The sequence below is a fragment of the Tannerella forsythia genome, assembly GCF_001006485.1.
GTDB classification, from domain to species: Bacteria; Bacteroidota; Bacteroidia; order Bacteroidales; family Tannerellaceae; genus Tannerella; species Tannerella forsythia.
Map to the genome: position 1 here is coordinate 148,107 of NZ_JUET01000119.1, position 16,085 is coordinate 164,191.

Sequence of the window (16,085 nt, forward strand, 5' to 3'; positions counted from 1 at the left end):
TATGCATTTATTTTGCTGTTTAATCTTCGTCGAAAAATCCTTTGGCAAATTTTCCGAATCCACCCAAAAGGCTGCTTTTCTTCTGTTTTGAAGGCTTCTTCGGAGCCGGTTTCTCCGGCTCTTCCTCCTGTTCCGAGTCGTGATCATCTTCCGTCACGGGATCGGAGTCTGTCGTTCGTTGTTGGTGGAGGAGTTCGATACAATTTTCCGTCCCCTGTAACAGAACGGCGATCGCACTCATGTATCGCGGGTTGCCTACCATATCGTTTTCGTTTTCGATCAGCCCTTTCCGAATCGCCGAATAACGAACATCCAGCCTGAAACGTTCGCGTACCATCTCCTGTAAATTTTTCAATGACGAGGCACCGCCCGTGAGTACAATTCCTGCACCTAATGCGTCTTTCAGATCGTTTTCTTCCAGCCGTGCATAGACATTCTCGACAATTTCCTTGGCACGCGCCTCAACGACGGTATTGATCTCGCTCATATCGATCTCCCGCATACCGGTTCCTTCCATTGCTCCCAAGGAGACTGTTCCGTCCTGGGTCTTATCGGGCATGGCATCGCCATACGTGATTTTCAGTCGCTCCGCTTCCGAGGCTACGAGATGAAGACTTGTCAGGTCGCGCGTAATCAGATTGCCACCCAGCGGGATTACGGACAAATGTTTCAGCGCCCCGTTCTTGTAAACGACGAGGGAAGTGACACCGGCGCCGAAGTCGATCACCGCACATCCCAATTCTTTCTCGTCGGGGCTTAGCATGGCATCGGCCAAGGCGAGAGGCGATACAATAATGCCGGCGACTGTAATATGCGCCTGATTCTCGATGCTGTTGATGACGGACTTGCGGATGATCGGCTGCCCCACAATCAGTTTATATCGCGCTTCAATACGTTTGCAGGGGATGCCTACCGGGTTTGTTGTACGCTTGTCGTCGAGATAGTATACCGGAGGAGCGATAGCCAGCACGTCAAGCATATCCGGATGATAGTTTCCGCACTGGCTGTTCAGGATTCGGATATCTTCTTCCGTCACGAAAGCATCGGCATTGATCGTACGCACTTCGGAATGGTCGATCGAACGAAGAGATTGCCCTCCTATCCCGATATACACCTTCTCAATACGGGAATTCGGGAGTTTGTTTTGCAACTCCAGAATAAGTCGTTTGATACGAATGGCTGTCTCCGCTACATTGTGGATACACCCACGCTGAATACATAAGGTCGACTCTTTGACCTCATCGGCTACCAGCGTAAATGTCCCCCGAGCATTTTTCTTCCCGATTATTCCGACCAGATGAGAAGTTCCCAAGTAAATCGCTACAATATAATCTGTCACCATAAGTTTATTTTTTTGTACAAACAATCTGGTTTCTGTATTTCAAATTAATAATCCTGTATTTCTCCCAGCCCACTTTGGGGATTGCCTGCTCATAAAAGAGCTGCAAATGATCCATTTTTTCCCTGAAGTCATCAAGACTGCCCAGGAAGATACGATGATCTCCTACCCGCGGGATCAGTTCTACTTCCTTATTGGGATAAACATAGATCTGTTCGATTTGGTTGTTCCAAAAATCATGTTTCTGCAAAAATAGTGCAAATTTATATAAATCCGTCGTTGCAAACGATTTTTCTATGATTCCGTTGGCAATCGGAAGGTAAGTTGCATAACGCGGACTGACGGGCATGGTATGTCCGCGTTCATCGACATAATAACTCCCCTGTGTGCTGAAAACGCGTAAGACAGGCGTTTTTTGCGTAACTTCAATATGGATGTTACCCGACGGCGTTTTATATACATTCACACGGTCTATCAATTCATTGCCGGCTATTTTTCGCTCGATCGTTTCGGTATTGATATCTCGAAGACGCTGATTGATCGGGTAAAGCGAGGTGTGTTTAAGGATAGAAAGGACATCGTGTCTGTCGATAAAATGCCTGTCCGCACTGTCTTTAACAACGACCGTCACCCGGTGGCATACACCGTCTTCTTCTTTACCGTTCATAAGGATAACGGAAAAGACAAGGTAGCAAAAGAGCACCACGGCTACGATGACGGACAGGATTTTTTTCATCGGCTTTGCAATATTTGACAGACAGGTTCTACCAGCCGGTCGATATCGCCGGCACCGAGCATCAGAAGGACCTCATACGTGCCGTTGGCGATGATGCCCGGCAATTCTTCTTTCGTACAGCATCGTTTGTCGGCGATCGTCACCTTGTCGAGAATCATTTGCGAGGTAACCCCCGGAATCGGTTCCTCACGCGCCGGATAGATGTCCAGCAGGATCAGCTCATCGAGGAGCGAAAGGCTTGAGGCAAACTCATCGGCAAAATCGCGTGTACGGGTATACAGGTGCGGCTGAAAAACACCCGTCACTTTGCGCCCGGCATACAGTTCCCTGACAGACGCGATACTGTTCTGCAACTCCTGCGGGTGATGCGCGTAGTCATCGATCACTACGATATGTTCCTTCTTCAAACGAATATCGAAACGCCGTTCGACCCCCGCGAATGATTGCATCGCCGCGCGAATTTCGTCGGGACGAACTCCGTTTAACCAAGCCAGCGCAATAGCCAAAAGACTGTTTTCAATATTGACACGCGCCGGCACTCCTAACGAAATATCCGGTATGCGAATGTCGCGGCCCACAAAGTCGAACACGATTTCTCCGTTTCCGACACGGATATGTTCGGCATGAAAATCGGCCGTCTCATCCGATGCGGAGTAAGTATAAAGAGTGACATCGTTTTGGAGACGAGGAACGAGATCGACTCCCTTTTTTAAGATGAGTGTACCTCCGGGACGGATCAACGAAGTAAACTTTTCAAAACTTTCGCGGTAGGCTTCCGGCGTACCGTATATGTCAAGGTGGTCGGGGTCGGCCGAAGTGATTCCGGCCATATAGGGCGTCAGATGATGAAAAGAACGGTCGAACTCATCAGCTTCAATGACCGTCAGGTCACTGTGTTCCGAAAGCAGCAGGTTGCTGTCGTAATTCTTCAGGATGCCTCCCAAGAAAGCGTTGCCGTCGACATGCGACTGCTTCAACAAATGCGCCGTCATAGACGATACGGTTGTCTTTCCATGGGTTCCGGCAATGCAAATTCCACGCGCCGAGCGGGTAATCAGCCCGAGTAGCTGCGAACGTTTCAAGACTTCGAAGCCGTGCGACCGGAAATAGGTAAGCTCACGATGCGTGTCCGGGACAGCAGGAGTATAGACGACGAGGGTTTTCTCAGGCATCCTGAATGCCTCGGGAATTTGTTCTGCATCATCCGCATAATGAATCTCCGCGCCTTCGTCGCAGAGATGTTTCGTCAGTTTTGAAGGGGTGCGGTCATACCCTGCCACCCGAAAACCTTTCGCGAGGAAATAACGAATGAGGGAACTCATGCCGATACCGCCTGCACCGACAAAATAAATCGATTGTATCTGGTCTATCTTCATGATGAATGCTTTTGAATAAGTTTTTCAATTTCGTCGACGATACGTTCTGCGCTTCCGTGCTGTGCCAGCTGCCCGATATGTTCACCGAACGACTGAAGACGTTGCGTATCGGCCATCAGTTCCTTAATCGTATCGGCCAGGCGGGTGCCGGCTTCTTTATCGGGAAGCAGAACGGCTCCCTGCCGATCGACTACGGCCAACGCATTTTTCGTCTGATGATCTTCCGCCACGTTGGGAGAAGGGATGAGAATGGCCGGTTTCTTGAGCAGACACAGCTCGGATATCGTACCGGCACCGGCCCGTGATACGACGAGGTCGGCAGCGGCATAAGCATAATCCATCCGCGATATAAAGTCGGAATACCAAAGCAGCCCCCGCGTATCTTTCCCCACTAATTGTCGCTTAATATCTTCGTAGTAATATCGTCCGGTTTGCCAAATGGGCTGAATACCGGAAGCGATCAGATCGTCCAGACCGTACAGCATGCCGGTATTCATCGTACGTGCACCAAGGCTTCCACCGATCATCAAGACGGTTGGTTTGGCAGGATTCAACCGGAAGAAACCGAATGCTTCTTCTCTTTTTTCGAGACCGTGTTCAAGGTCTTTCCGTACCGGGTTGCCGGTCAAAACAATCTTTTCCGCAGGGAAGAAACGCTCCATGCCTTCGTAGGCCACGCATATTTTAGAGGCGCGTTTGCTTAACAGCTTATTCGTGACGCCGGCATACGAGTTCTGCTCCTGGATAAGGGTCGGTATACCTGCCGAAGCTGCCGCCCAAAGTAGCGGTCCGCTGGCGTAACCGCCGACGCCGATAGCAATGTCGGGACGGAACTCACGAATAATCTTCTTAGCCATCCGAAGGCTTTTGAACAATTTGCGTACCACTTCTATATTCTTCCACAAATGCGCCCTGTCAAAGCCACAAATCGGTAACCCGACAATGGAATATCCGGCAGCCGGTACACGTTCCATTTCCATCCGGTTGTCTGCCCCGACAAAACGTATTTCCGCTTCCGGAAAACGTTGCTTCAACGTATTGGCAATCGATATGGCCGGAAAAATATGGCCTCCCGTGCCTCCTCCGCTGACGATGATTTTATAGTTGTTCATACTCTCTCTGTCCCCCTGTTTGTTCTATCGTTTCGACAGCGAATATAGGATTTTCCGACGAGCTTTCTACATATTCCTCCGTATCCGTTTCTTCTTCCTCTTCCTCATCCTCTTCTTCCGGTCCCATGCCTGCACCAAAATGACTTACACTAAGAATAATTCCTATGTAGATACATGTCAGCATGGTCGACGTTCCTCCACGGCTGATTAACGGCAGCGGCTGACCGGTAACAGGAATCAGATTAACGGCAACCGCCATGTTCGTCAATGCCTGAATAACGATCAGCAACCCGCAACCGATCACCAAATATTTGGGGAACAGTTTTTCACATCGTCGGGCAATGATCCCGACACGAATCATCAGCATGATATACAACAGCAATACGACAATCCCGCCGACAACCCCCAGTTCCTCGATGATGATGGCGAAGATAAAGTCGGAATAAGCCTGCGGCAGAAAATCGCGCTGCACGCTGCGTCCGGGCATCTTACCGAAGAGACCGCCCCGTGCAATTGCGATCTTGGCATGTGTAACCTGATAGTTTTCGTCGGTGATCACATACGTTTTATCCGTCTGTTCTTTCTCTGCCTCTCCTCTTTCATCGGCATGTTTGATCAGACGATTGCTCCACGTTTCCAAACGCGGTAAGAACTTTTCCACCGTTCTCGGTGCGATGGTTGCAACCGCGATAAGCACCACGCCACCCAAAAGTAAATATAACAACAGCTTCCCGATTCTAACAAGCGAAATCTGTCCGATAAACATCATCAGCAGACACACCATGCCCAACAGAAAAGCAGTTGAAAAATTGTAGAGAAGAATCAGAAAGCAAATGATACCGACTCCGACAACAATCCATTGGAAGATCGCCTTCTCGGAAAATTTTCCGCGCTTGCTAAGCAGAAAAGCCACATAGACAATGCAGGCAAGCTTCCCGAATTCGGACGGCTGGAACTGTACGCCGAAGATCTCCAGCCATCGCGAAGCGTCGTTGGCGCTAACTCCGATGATGGGAGTAGCCACCAGCATCAGGATAGAGAGGGGCATCAGCAGGATCGCAAGAGAATAGTACCTGTAATGAATACGTACCATGCCCAGAATCATCAAAAAGCCTGCCAAGAGAAAAGAGGCATGCCTCACGATCGGAATCCAGATGTTCGACGTTTTATATGCGAGTGTACTCGTCGCACTGAATACTTCGACGAGCGAAAAGCAACAGAGCAGCAGGAAAATAATCCATACCGATGTGTCACCATGAAACACTTTTTTAGTCAGATTCGTTTGCGCCATCCTGCTTGACGAATTACAAGTTACGTACACACTTCTTGAATTGATCGCCGCGATCCTCGTAATTATCGAACAAATCGAAGCTGGCACAGCATGGCGAAAGCAGTACGGTATCACCTTTCTCGGCTAAGCGGTAAGCCTTGTTAACAGCCTCTTCCATCGAGCCGGCATCCTCTATCCGGGCGATCTTTCCATCGAAGAAGGCGTGCAGTTTCCGATTGTCTACTCCCAGAAAAATCAATGCACGCACTTTTTTTAATACAAGCGCTTCAATCTCGGAATAATCGTTGCCTTTATCCGTACCTCCCAAAATAAGCACCATCCTGGTATTGATGCTCTGCAAGGCATACCAGCACGAATTGACGTTGGTCGCTTTCGAGTCGTTGATGTAATCGACGCCTCGTATACGTGCAACCATCTCCAGACGATGCGCCACACCGGGGAAACCGCTCAGAGACGCTCTGATCTTCTCGTCGCGGATGTCCAGAATCTTCGCGGCGATGCCGGCAGCCATCGTATTATAAAGGTTATGCGTTCCTCTGAGGGCGATTGCTTCTTGATCCATAGTGAATGTTCCGTTTAACGTTTGGATTATCATTTGTTTTTCTTTGATATAGCCTTTCAACTCCGGATGAAACGTATCGGAGAACGGATACGTTGTTGCTTTCGGACGATGCCGCTCCATTTCCTTTCGGATGATGGGGTCATCGTTCCAATAAATAAACGCATCTTTCTCTGTCTGATTACGGAGAATACGAAATTTAGCATCGATGTAGTTTTGCATACAATGCTGATAGCGATCTAAATGGTCGGGCGTGATATTCAGCAATACGGCAATATCGGCCTTGAACTCATACATGTTGTCCAACTGAAAACTGCTCAATTCTATTACATAATACGCGTGCGGCGATTCAGCCACCTGAAACGCCAGACTGTTCCCGACATTCCCTGCTAACCCTACGTCCAGCCCGGCTTCTTTGAGGATATGGTAGGTAAGTAAGGTCGTTGTTGTCTTGCCGTTGCTTCCGGTGATACAGATCATCGTCGCATCCGTATAACGCCCGGCAAATTCAATTTCGGAAATGATCGGGATACCTCTCTCCATCGCTTTCTTCACGACAGGTGCCTTATCCGGAATACCGGGACTCTTAATGATCTCATCCGCGTTGAGGATGGCCGACTCAGTGTGTCCGCCCTCTTCCCAAAGAATCCCACGTTCATCCATGATCTGTTTATATTTCGGCAAGATGCTTCCGTAGTCCGAAACAAACACATCGTAACCTTTCGCCTTAGCCAGCACCGAAGCTCCCGCTCCGCTCTCTCCCGCTCCCAATATAACCATTCGCTTTTTCATGATTACCGCACTTTTAACGTAATGATAGCGACAGCTGCCAAAATAATTCCGATGAGCCAGAATCGGACAACGATTTTAGACTCGGGAATAACATTATACGGCTTTTGTATCAGCGCTTGTATGCCGCTCTTTCCCGGTTTCTGGAAATGATGATGCAAGGGAGTCATTTTAAATACTCGTCTTCCTTCGCCGTATCGCTTTTTCGTATACTTGAAATAGGCTACCTGAATCATGACCGAGAGCGTTTCGGCGAAGAACACGCCACAAAGGATCGGGATAAGCAACTCCTTATGGATAATGATGGCAAAGACCGCGATGATTCCCCCCAAAGTCAAGCTTCCCGTATCTCCCATAAACACCTGAGCAGGGTAAGCATTGTACCAAAGGAAACCGATTGTCGCTCCGATAAATGCCGAAGCAAAGATCACCAATTCCTCCGCTCCGGGGATAAACATGATATTCAGGAACGAGGCAAACTCGAAATGCGAAGAAGTATATGCCAATATACCAAGCGCCACCCCGATGATGGCGGAGCTGCCGGCCGCCAGACCATCAAGACCGTCAGTCAGGTTCGTACCATTCGAAACAGCCGTTACGACAAAGATGGTAATCAGGATAAAAATGATCCATGTCACTTCCGTTTTGTAATCTCCGACCCACTCTGCCAAAACAGCATAATCGAAATTATTGTTTTTGACAAACGGAATGGTCGTCTTGGTCGACTTGATCATATCGGGGTGAAACCGTACTTCTTCGAGGGTGTTTTCCGAAGCACTGCGTATCTCCATATTTTCCCGGATCACCGCGTCCGGACTGAAATAGAGCGTCAGCCCGACGATCAGCCCCAGACCGACCTGCGCAACGATCTTAAACCGCCCGTGCAACCCTTCTTTATCTTTTTTGAAGACTTTGATGTAATCGTCGGCAAAGCCTAAAGCCCCCAGCCACATGGTCGTGATCAGCATAATAATGAGATAGATATTATTAAGCCGTGCAAACAGCAGGATCGGGATAATGATCGCAATGATGATAATAATTCCTCCCATCGTCGGAGTACCTTTCTTACTCATCTGCCCTTCAAGACCGAGATTGCGAACGACCTCTCCGATTTGCAATTTTTGTAGTTTGTCGATGATCCGGCGTCCGATAGTTGTCGAGATAAACAAGGCCAAAATAAACGCCATCACGGAGCGGAACGAGACGTATTTGAATACGCCGGCTCCGGGAATATCAAGTTGATCGAGATAGTTAAACAGTTCGTAAAGCATGGTGATATTATGGATGTTGAGTTGCAAAAATAGTTCGTAAAATCTCGCGATCGTCGAAGTGATGTTTTATCCCGTTGATTTCCTGATAGTCTTCATGACCTTTGCCGGCTACCAGAATCACATCGCCTTTCTTCGCTAAACAAACGGCGGTTTTGATAGCCTGCTTACGATCGGTAATGCAAAGCGTATGCTCCGAATCGACAGGTGACAATCCTGCCAGCATCTCTTCTATGATAGCATCCGGATCTTCGAAACGCGGATTATCGGAGGTAAGAATCAGTTGGTCGCTATGTTTTGCGGCTTCTTTGGCCATCAGCGGACGCTTGCCTTTGTCCCGGTTTCCTCCGGCGCCAACGACCGTTATAACGCGTCCGTTACCGCGTAGTACATCGTGAATACTGTTCAATACATTGGTCAAAGCATCCGGTGTGTGCGCATAGTCGACAATCGCCGTATATCCGAGAAGGGAAGGGATGGTCTCGAAACGTCCGGTGACGGGGCGCAGATCACTCAGTACCACGAGCACCGCCTCCGGATCTTGTCCCAAAGTGACGGCCGTACCGTAGACGGCCAGCAGATTCGAGGCATTGAAACGCCCGACAAAATGAACGGCAACCTCTCTATCGTTAATCAGAAGCTCTGTCCCTTCGAAATGTGTCTCCAGTATTTTCCCTTTGAAATCGGCGACGGTCTGCAATGAATACGTTCGTTTCGTTGCGGCCGTATTTTGCAGCATCACCATCCCGGATTTCTCGTCAGCATTCGTTAAGGCAAATGCGGCAGCCGGCAGATCGTCGAAGAATCTTTTTTTCGCTTTCAGATAATGTTCAACCGTTTTATGATAGTCCAAATGATCGCGGGAGAGGTTTGTAAAAACACCTCCCCGATATGTCAGTCCACTGATACGTTGCTGGTCGATGGCATGTGAGCTGACCTCCATGAACACATAGGTGCACCCGGCTTTAGCCATCTGTGCCACGAGCGCATGCAGCGTCACGGCATCGGGGGTGGTATGAGTTGTCGGTATCGCTTCTTGGCCTATATAGTTGCATACCGTAGAGATCAGTCCGCACTTGTATCCCAAGCGACCGAATAAATGATAGAGCAACGTTGCGACGGTTGTTTTTCCATTTGTTCCGGTTACCCCGATCAATGTCAGCTTCGACGACGGATGGTCATACCATGTATCCAACAGCATGCCGAGGGCTTGCGCCGTATCGGGAACGACAACGAACGGCACGTCGCATGTCCCGAGCTGTTCCGGTATTTTCTCGCATACAATCGCCCCCGCCCCTTTTTCTATGGCCTTTCCGATATAATCATGTCCGTCAACAGTCGTTCCGCTGACAGCGACAAAGAGCATACCTTTACTTATTTGGCGCGAGTCGGAATGAATACCCGATATTTCGCAAACGTCATCGCCCTGAATGCGCTTTATAGGTAAGTGCTTTATTAATGTTTTTAATTTCATTGTTCTGTTTCTTTAATCTTTTAATACGATTTCGACCGTTTGTCCTTTCACGACTCGCTGACCGGGCGCAACAGACTGCGAAACGACCTGTCCTCTGCCCGAAAGACTGACACGAAGCCCTGATTTCTCCAATGCATATACGGCATCTCTGGCTCCCATACCCACGACATACGGCACCAATCCCTTGCGGACTGTCAGTTCTCTTACCCGAAGCGTATCTTTTCCGGCACTACATCCGTAAATGGCATATTCGGAAGCGATTCGCTTCGACGATGCGTGAATATCCAGTTCCTCTATCACATACTTTGCGGCGCGTGCATCGCCGTTCTTCACGGCAGGTACCGCCACACAGCCTGCCTCTTTCGTCATGGCACGAAGGTTCAATGTGATCTGATACGAGTATGTTTTTTCCGCAATCTCTTTGAAGATCGTGCCGGCCATCAACCCGCCCGAAGGCGATCCGTTACGCGGTCTCGAGACAACGACAATACACGAATACTTCGGGTTTTCGTAAGGGAAGTATCCGCAAAACGACACATTATGCGCCGTGCTCGACGCGGCAATCTGTGCCGTACCTGTTTTTCCGGCTATGGTTACGACGTCCGATCCGGCCGGTTTGCCCGTACCGTCACGACGCCCGTCAGGGTCTTTGTAATTCACAACATTGTAAAGCATCTCCTGTATTATTTTCAGGGTACGGGGAGAACAGATAGACGGACGGATGACTTCGGTCGAGAAAGATTGGACTTCTTTACCGTTGTGCGTGACACTCTTCACAAACATGGGGCGTACCATCTTACCGTTGTTCGCTATGGCGTTGAAAAAAGTCAGGGTGTTGATCGGGGGGATTTGCACTTCGTAGCCGAACGACATCCACGGCAAGGTCAGTTTCGACCAGTTCGGGCTCTCCGGTGTACGTATCTTGGCACGTCCCGCTCCCGGTATTTCCAAACGGAGATCGGCGTCTATTCCCGTTCGTTTGAGGCCATCCGTAAATTTTTTCGGGTGGCTTCCGTAACCTTTCAACACCACTTTAGCAATTCCCACATTGGAAGAGTACCAGATACTTTGAGCCGCCGTGATCGTTCCGTATCCTCCTCGATGAGCGTTATGATCTCTGATGGTGCGTCCGTTGATGGTGTAGGTTCCGCTTCCGACATCAATCGGCGTTCCGGGAGTACATATCTCGTCTTCAACGGCTACCATCATGGCGGCAACCTTGAAGGTCGAGCCGGGTTCGATTTCGTCGGCCACGGCATGGTTTTTCGTTTCGGTATAGACACCGGGACGTACGCGCTCCATATTGGATATCGCCTTGATTTCACCGGTCTGCACCTCCATGACCACAGCGATGCCGGAAGCCGCATCCAATTCTTTCAGCTTATTCACCAGGGCCTTCTCAGTCAAGTCTTGTATATGCGTGTCGATGGTTGTTTGGATATCCAACCCATCGACCGGCTCCTGAGCAATCACATTGGTCCACCGGCCACCCACGCGCATCACGGAGTTATAACCCACCTGACCGTGCAGCAGCGTATCGTATTCGAGTTCAAGACCATTTTTACCTTTTGAGAGTCCCCCCGTCTCTATCTCGTTGTAGATGTCGCCGATAGTACGCGAAGCTAACGTACCGAACAACTTCTGTCGTTGTACCATCTCTTTTTCGTAAAGTCCGCTCACATTCCGGCCGAGCCGGAAAAAGGGATATTGGCGAATTTCCTTTAGATCAGTATATGAAACACGTCCTTCGTACACCGGATATTGACGGCTTTTCGACTTGAGTCCACGCAGCAAATGGGCTTTATAACCTGCTGCCGATCGGTTTTTAAGTTTGCGTGAAAGACGGTAAGCAAGGGAATCGATTCCGTTGCGCGACGAATGCATGAACGTATCGATGGAGGCTTTCGATTTTCCGGTTCCTTTTTGAAACCCACTGGCCTGAAAATCCATGTACAGGTAATATCGGGGCACACTGGTTGCTAACAGTTTTCCGTCGGCCGAATAAATATTTCCGCGGTTAGGGTTCACCAACCGATTGGGTTTTTTCTGGCTCTCGGCCACCTTGTTCCATTGGTCTTTTTCGGCAAAAGCAATTTTGAAAGTAAAGAAAAGAATCCCGATGACGACCGGTAGAAGCAGTAACATCACCATCAGGTAACGTGCCAAAACATGTCCGTCGCCCGATTCTTTTTCTTCCATTTCTTCTTTCTCAAAACTCGCCATACGGTGTTATTTCTGTATGATATAAGGAGGTGTCTGAGGACTTTCCAGGTCCAGCCCTTTTTCTCTCACCAACAGTTCAATCTGTGACAGGCGATTATTCCCGATCAGTTGCCCCGAAACGGCCAGTGACTCATATTTCACATCTTTCAGTTCCTGTTGCAACTTATCGATTTCGCGCAGTTTCAACAAACACGTATAGCGATTGCTGATAAACATAAGCATCAAACCGACGATTAGTACAATCAATTTCGTATGCCGGACAATAAAATCTTCTTTCAGAATACCTCCTCCCAGAATATAGAGCGGAGATAAGTGCCGTTTCTTTTTCTGTCGTATTTTGTTTGTTTCATTCATGCGCATGCGGTGTTTATTTTTTTTCTGCAATCCGTAATTTCGCACTCCGGACGCGAGGATTTTTGTCGATCTCTGTCTTCGAGGGAGTGATCACTTTATTATTTATCAAGAGAAAAGGGCTAAGTCTGTTACCGAAAAAGTCTTGTTGGCTCTCTCCCTCAAAATTTCCGCTACGCATAAAATGTTTCACTAACCGGTCTTCAAGCGAATGATACGTGATGATGACCAGTCGCCCGCCCGGTTTCAGAACCTCTAACGCCTGCTGCAACATCTCCCGCAAAGCATTCATTTCATCGTTCACCTCAATACGTAAGGCTTGAAAAAACTGCGCTAAAAACTTATTTTCTTTCCCTTTACGAACGAACGGTTGCAGCAGCTCGATCAACGTCCCACTCGACAAAATCGGTTGCACATCACGCGACCGCACAATGAGTGACGCTATTTTTCGCGCCTCCTTCAACTCACCGTAGTGATGCAGCAGATCGCTTAGTTTCTCTTCCGGATACGTATTGAGAATATCAAAAGCCGTTTGTCCCGCACGATTGTTCATCCGCATATCCAATGTCCGGTCGAAGCGAAAAGAAAACCCTCGCGCCTCGTTGTCGAAGTGATGTGACGATACGCCAAGGTCGGCCAAAATCCCATCAACCTGCAATATGCTGTGATAACGAAGAAAGTTGGATAAATAACGGAAGTTACTGCGAATAAAGACAAAACGGTGATCGTCCGGAATATTTGCTTCCGCATCGGCATCCTGATCAAACCCGTAGAGTCTCCCCTCATCCCCCAAACGGTTCAAAATACCGAGGCTGTGCCCGCCGCCACCCAAGGTGACATCGACGTAAATACCCGAGAGCCGGACGGCTAATCCGTCCAGACTTTCATCCAACAAAGCCGGAATATGATAAACGCCTTCTTTTTTATTCATTTTCAATATCTTTCCGTCAACAATCGCTTTGCAAGCATGCTTAACAAGGCGTAAAAGTACACATTCTCAAGAATTTGCTAACCGTTTGAGAAGGAAAGTTTTCAACACCCCCGTTTTTCTCCGGCAAATGGTTTCGTCGTATGACGTCGTCGCACAAATTTTAACGCCTTTCCCTGCGGACTTTACTTTCTCATCCCCAAAAAAGACACAAAAAAATCGCGAAAAAACGTATTTATAAACGGCTTCTGCTTATCTTTGTGGACCGATGGAAGCACAAACACCAATCATCGATGTGCGCAAAGTCTTACGTGAGAAAGCGCCCCGAATATCGAAAAAGATTCCTGCATGTATCGTGAATTATCTGATTCGCACGATTCATCAGGACGAACTGAACCGTATCCTCCAATGCCACGCCGCCCTCGACGGTGTCGCATTCATGGAAGCACTGATCCGCGAATTCGATCTGACCCTACGCCTCACCGGCGAAGAACATCTGCCGTCCCCGGAGGGACGCTACCTGTTCGTGTCGAACCATCCGTTAGGCGGGCTGGACGGGATTTGTCTGACGGCACTGATAGGCCAACGATATGGAGAACAAGTCCGTTGTCTCGTCAACGACCTGCTCCTGTTTATCCCGAATCTGCGCTCCATTTTTATCCCGATCAACAAGCACGGAGCCCAAACGAAAGAAGCGGCCGTACGGCTTGATGAGGTCTTTGCTTCCGATTGTCAGGTGCTCACTTTCCCTGCCGGCCTCTGTTCACGCAAACAAAACGGGCATATCGAAGACACGGAATGGAAAAAATCGTTTGTGCGAAATGCCGTCAAATACCATCGAGATGTGGTGCCCGTCTTCTTCGAAGGACGTAACTCCGACTTCTTCTATCGGCTGGCACATATCCGCAAGCAGCTGGGCATCAAATTAAATATCGAGATGCTTTATTTACCCGACGAGATGTTTCGAAACAAACATAAAACATTTCATGTTTATATAGGAAAACCTATTTCCTGGAAAACTTTCGACGGGGGGAGGAAACCCGCAAAATGGGCTGAATGGGTCAAACAGAAAGTATATCAGTTGAGCGAAAAATAAACGTATGCAAAAAATTATCCGGCCGGTCGAAACGGCCTTACTGAAAAAAGAACTGACACCGGAAAAACGATTGCGGCGAACGAATAAATCGGACAACGAAATCTACATTGTGACGGCGCATGACTCTCCGAACGTCATGCGCGAAATCGGGCGTCAACGAGAGATCGCTTTTCGTCATTACGGCGGAGGTACCGGAAGAGCTATCGACATCGACGAGTTTGACACCATGGAGCGCGGTTACCGTCAACTGATTGTCTGGAGTCCGGAAGACGAGCAAATACTGGGAGGCTATCGTTTTCTCATCGGGTCGGATGTACAATACGATACGCAGGGAAGGCCCATACTGGCTACGGCACATCTGTTTCATTTTTCGAAACACTTTCTGAACGATTACCTGCCATATACGGTCGAGTTAGGACGCTCGTTCGTTTCGCTCGATTATCAGGCAACGCTCGGACGAAGCAAAGGCATTTTTGTACTTGATAACTTGTGGGACGGATTAGGAGCGCTGACAGTCATCGATCCGGCCATGAAATACTTCTACGGAAAAGTCACGATGTATACGACTTACAACGTGGAAGCACGGGATATGATTCTATACTTCCTCCGCCTGCATTTCCCGGACCCCGACAAGCTGGTTGAGCCGATTGCCCCGCTGCAGACGGGAATGGACGAAGAAAAGATGAAACAGCTCTTCTGCCACGATCACTTTAAAGACAACCTCAGAGTGTTAAATCAAGAGGTGAGGAAATACGGCATCAATGTTCCTCCCCTGATAAGTGCATATATGAGCCTTTCGCCCAAGATGCGTACGTTCGGCACAGCCATCAACCGTGAATTCGGCAATGTTGAGGAAACGGGAATCCTAATTGCCACCGACGAGATTCTGGAAGAAAAGAAAAAACGCCATATTGAAACGTATCTGAAGGAAATGACCCACCGCAAGGCCCGGCAAGATGATTCGACTTCGGATATGGATTAAGGACGGTACGGTCCCCCCCCCCTGCCACTATTGTTTCCAAGACAATAAGCACCTCTGTGACGTTTATGTCATCAGTTGTTTGGGGGCAAGAGCTCCCCGTTCTCTTATGTTTGTCTTAAAACGGTTCCGGAATTTTATCGATACGTCGTTGATGTCGTCCGCCGTCGAATGAGGTCGAGAAAAAGATATCGACCATGGTTTTAGCTTCGTCGGAGGTGATGAAGCGTGCCGGCAGCACCAGAATGTTAGCATCGTTGTGTGCCCGGACCAGCCGTGCCATCTCTTCGTTCCAGCTAATGGCAGCGCGAATCCCCTGATGCTTGTTCAGTGCCATGGCAATCCCGTTCCCCGTACCGCAAAGGGCTATCCCGCGGTCTACCTGCGCCCCCTCGACCGCTCTGGCCAGCAAATGCGCATAATCGGGATAGTCACAACTCTCTTCCGAATAAGTTCCGAAGTCATGACATACATATCCTTTAGCTACCATGTAATTCAACAGTGTGTTTTTAAGGGCAAATCCCGCATGGTCGCTTGCAAATCCGATCGTCTTTATCTCCATCC

The 16,085-nt window shown here is 48.8% G+C and carries 14 protein-coding genes; 2 read left to right on the top strand and 12 right to left on the bottom strand.

Annotated features, from left to right (window positions below):
- Positions 1-19: 19 nt before the first annotated feature.
- From ftsA to rsmH, 11 genes are read right to left on the bottom strand one after another with little or no spacing between them, the layout of a single operon-like run.
- Complete coding sequence (gene ftsA, locus Tanf_RS11235; RefSeq protein ID WP_046825923.1) at positions 20-1,342, bottom strand: cell division protein FtsA; 1,323 nt, start codon at positions 1,340-1,342, stop codon at positions 20-22.
- A gap of 4 nt (positions 1,343-1,346) precedes the next feature.
- Positions 1,347-2,075 carry a cell division protein FtsQ/DivIB gene (locus Tanf_RS11240; RefSeq protein WP_046825924.1) on the bottom strand — a complete coding sequence of 243 codons (729 nt, stop codon included), beginning with the start codon at positions 2,073-2,075 and terminating at the stop codon, positions 1,347-1,349.
- Positions 2,072-3,451 (bottom strand): UDP-N-acetylmuramate--L-alanine ligase, encoded by a 1,380-nt coding sequence (gene murC, locus Tanf_RS11245; RefSeq protein WP_046825925.1) that lies wholly within the window; start codon positions 3,449-3,451, stop codon positions 2,072-2,074. Before murC ends, Tanf_RS11240 begins: the two co-directional genes overlap by 4 nt.
- Positions 3,448-4,563, bottom strand: coding sequence for an undecaprenyldiphospho-muramoylpentapeptide beta-N-acetylglucosaminyltransferase (murG, locus tag Tanf_RS11250; protein ID WP_046825926.1), 1,116 nt, complete (start codon positions 4,561-4,563; stop codon positions 3,448-3,450). Before murG ends, murC begins: the two co-directional genes overlap by 4 nt.
- A complete protein-coding gene (locus tag Tanf_RS11255; protein ID WP_046825927.1) occupies positions 4,550-5,854 on the bottom strand; it encodes an FtsW/RodA/SpoVE family cell cycle protein in 1,305 nt (434 codons plus the stop codon). Before Tanf_RS11255 ends, murG begins: the two co-directional genes overlap by 14 nt.
- A gap of 13 nt (positions 5,855-5,867) precedes the next feature.
- Positions 5,868-7,205, bottom strand: a complete 1,338-nt coding sequence (murD, locus tag Tanf_RS11260; protein ID WP_046825928.1) for a UDP-N-acetylmuramoyl-L-alanine--D-glutamate ligase — start codon at positions 7,203-7,205, stop codon at positions 5,868-5,870.
- Between the two features lie 2 nt (positions 7,206-7,207).
- Positions 7,208-8,473, bottom strand: coding sequence for a phospho-N-acetylmuramoyl-pentapeptide-transferase (gene mraY / locus Tanf_RS11265; RefSeq protein ID WP_046825929.1), 1,266 nt, complete (start codon positions 8,471-8,473; stop codon positions 7,208-7,210).
- A gap of 7 nt (positions 8,474-8,480) precedes the next feature.
- On the bottom strand, positions 8,481-9,944 hold the full coding sequence (locus tag Tanf_RS11270) for a UDP-N-acetylmuramoyl-L-alanyl-D-glutamate--2,6-diaminopimelate ligase (RefSeq protein WP_046825930.1): 1,464 nt from the start codon (positions 9,942-9,944) through the stop codon (positions 8,481-8,483).
- Between the two features lie 12 nt (positions 9,945-9,956).
- Positions 9,957-12,167, bottom strand: a complete 2,211-nt coding sequence (locus Tanf_RS11275; RefSeq protein ID WP_014223863.1) for a PASTA domain-containing penicillin-binding protein — start codon at positions 12,165-12,167, stop codon at positions 9,957-9,959.
- 6 nt (positions 12,168-12,173) lie between these two features.
- Positions 12,174-12,521, bottom strand: a complete 348-nt coding sequence (locus Tanf_RS11280; protein ID WP_014223864.1) for an FtsL-like putative cell division protein — start codon at positions 12,519-12,521, stop codon at positions 12,174-12,176.
- A gap of 13 nt (positions 12,522-12,534) precedes the next feature.
- Entirely contained in the window at positions 12,535-13,449 is a 915-nt protein-coding gene (rsmH, locus tag Tanf_RS11285; RefSeq protein WP_014223865.1) for a 16S rRNA (cytosine(1402)-N(4))-methyltransferase RsmH, read from the bottom strand.
- Positions 13,450-13,714: 265 nt separating this feature from the next.
- Between rsmH and glsA the strand changes: the two genes are divergently transcribed.
- Both glsA and glsB read left to right on the top strand, forming a co-directional pair.
- Complete coding sequence (gene glsA, locus Tanf_RS11290) at positions 13,715-14,542, top strand: lyso-glycine lipid O-acyltransferase GlsA (protein WP_046825931.1); 828 nt, start codon at positions 13,715-13,717, stop codon at positions 14,540-14,542.
- Between the two features lie 4 nt (positions 14,543-14,546).
- Positions 14,547-15,524, top strand: a complete 978-nt coding sequence (gene glsB, locus Tanf_RS11295; protein WP_014223867.1) for a glycine N(alpha)-acyltransferase GlsB — start codon at positions 14,547-14,549, stop codon at positions 15,522-15,524.
- Between the two features lie 115 nt (positions 15,525-15,639).
- Here the strand turns inward: glsB and rpiB are convergent, their stop codons facing one another.
- Positions 15,640-16,083, bottom strand: a complete 444-nt coding sequence (rpiB, locus tag Tanf_RS11300; RefSeq protein ID WP_014223868.1) for a ribose 5-phosphate isomerase B — start codon at positions 16,081-16,083, stop codon at positions 15,640-15,642.
- Positions 16,084-16,085: the final 2 nt, after the last annotated feature.

Excerpts from the sequence above, each read along its gene's own strand:
- ftsA (WP_046825923.1), bottom strand. The coding sequence starts at position 1,342 with ATGGTGACAGATTATATTGTAGCGATTTACTTGGGAACTTCTCATCTG.
- Tanf_RS11255 (WP_046825927.1), bottom strand. The coding sequence starts at position 5,854 with ATGGCGCAAACGAATCTGACTAAAAAAGTGTTTCATGGTGACACATCG.
- rpiB (WP_014223868.1), bottom strand. The coding sequence starts at position 16,083 with ATGGAGATAAAGACGATCGGATTTGCAAGCGACCATGCGGGATTTGCC.
- murD (WP_046825928.1), bottom strand. The coding sequence starts at position 7,205 with ATGAAAAAGCGAATGGTTATATTGGGAGCGGGAGAGAGCGGAGCGGGA.
- glsB (WP_014223867.1), top strand. The coding sequence starts at position 14,547 with ATGCAAAAAATTATCCGGCCGGTCGAAACGGCCTTACTGAAAAAAGAA.
- murG (WP_046825926.1), bottom strand. The coding sequence starts at position 4,563 with ATGAACAACTATAAAATCATCGTCAGCGGAGGAGGCACGGGAGGCCAT.
- murC (WP_046825925.1), bottom strand. The coding sequence starts at position 3,451 with ATGAAGATAGACCAGATACAATCGATTTATTTTGTCGGTGCAGGCGGT.
- Tanf_RS11275 (WP_014223863.1), bottom strand. The coding sequence starts at position 12,167 with ATGGCGAGTTTTGAGAAAGAAGAAATGGAAGAAAAAGAATCGGGCGAC.
- glsA (WP_046825931.1), top strand. The coding sequence starts at position 13,715 with ATGGAAGCACAAACACCAATCATCGATGTGCGCAAAGTCTTACGTGAG.
- mraY (WP_046825929.1), bottom strand. The coding sequence starts at position 8,473 with ATGCTTTACGAACTGTTTAACTATCTCGATCAACTTGATATTCCCGGA.
- Tanf_RS11240 (WP_046825924.1), bottom strand. The coding sequence starts at position 2,075 with ATGAAAAAAATCCTGTCCGTCATCGTAGCCGTGGTGCTCTTTTGCTAC.
- Tanf_RS11280 (WP_014223864.1), bottom strand. The coding sequence starts at position 12,521 with ATGAATGAAACAAACAAAATACGACAGAAAAAGAAACGGCACTTATCT.
- Tanf_RS11270 (WP_046825930.1), bottom strand. The coding sequence starts at position 9,944 with ATGAAATTAAAAACATTAATAAAGCACTTACCTATAAAGCGCATTCAG.
- rsmH (WP_014223865.1), bottom strand. The coding sequence starts at position 13,449 with ATGAATAAAAAAGAAGGCGTTTATCATATTCCGGCTTTGTTGGATGAA.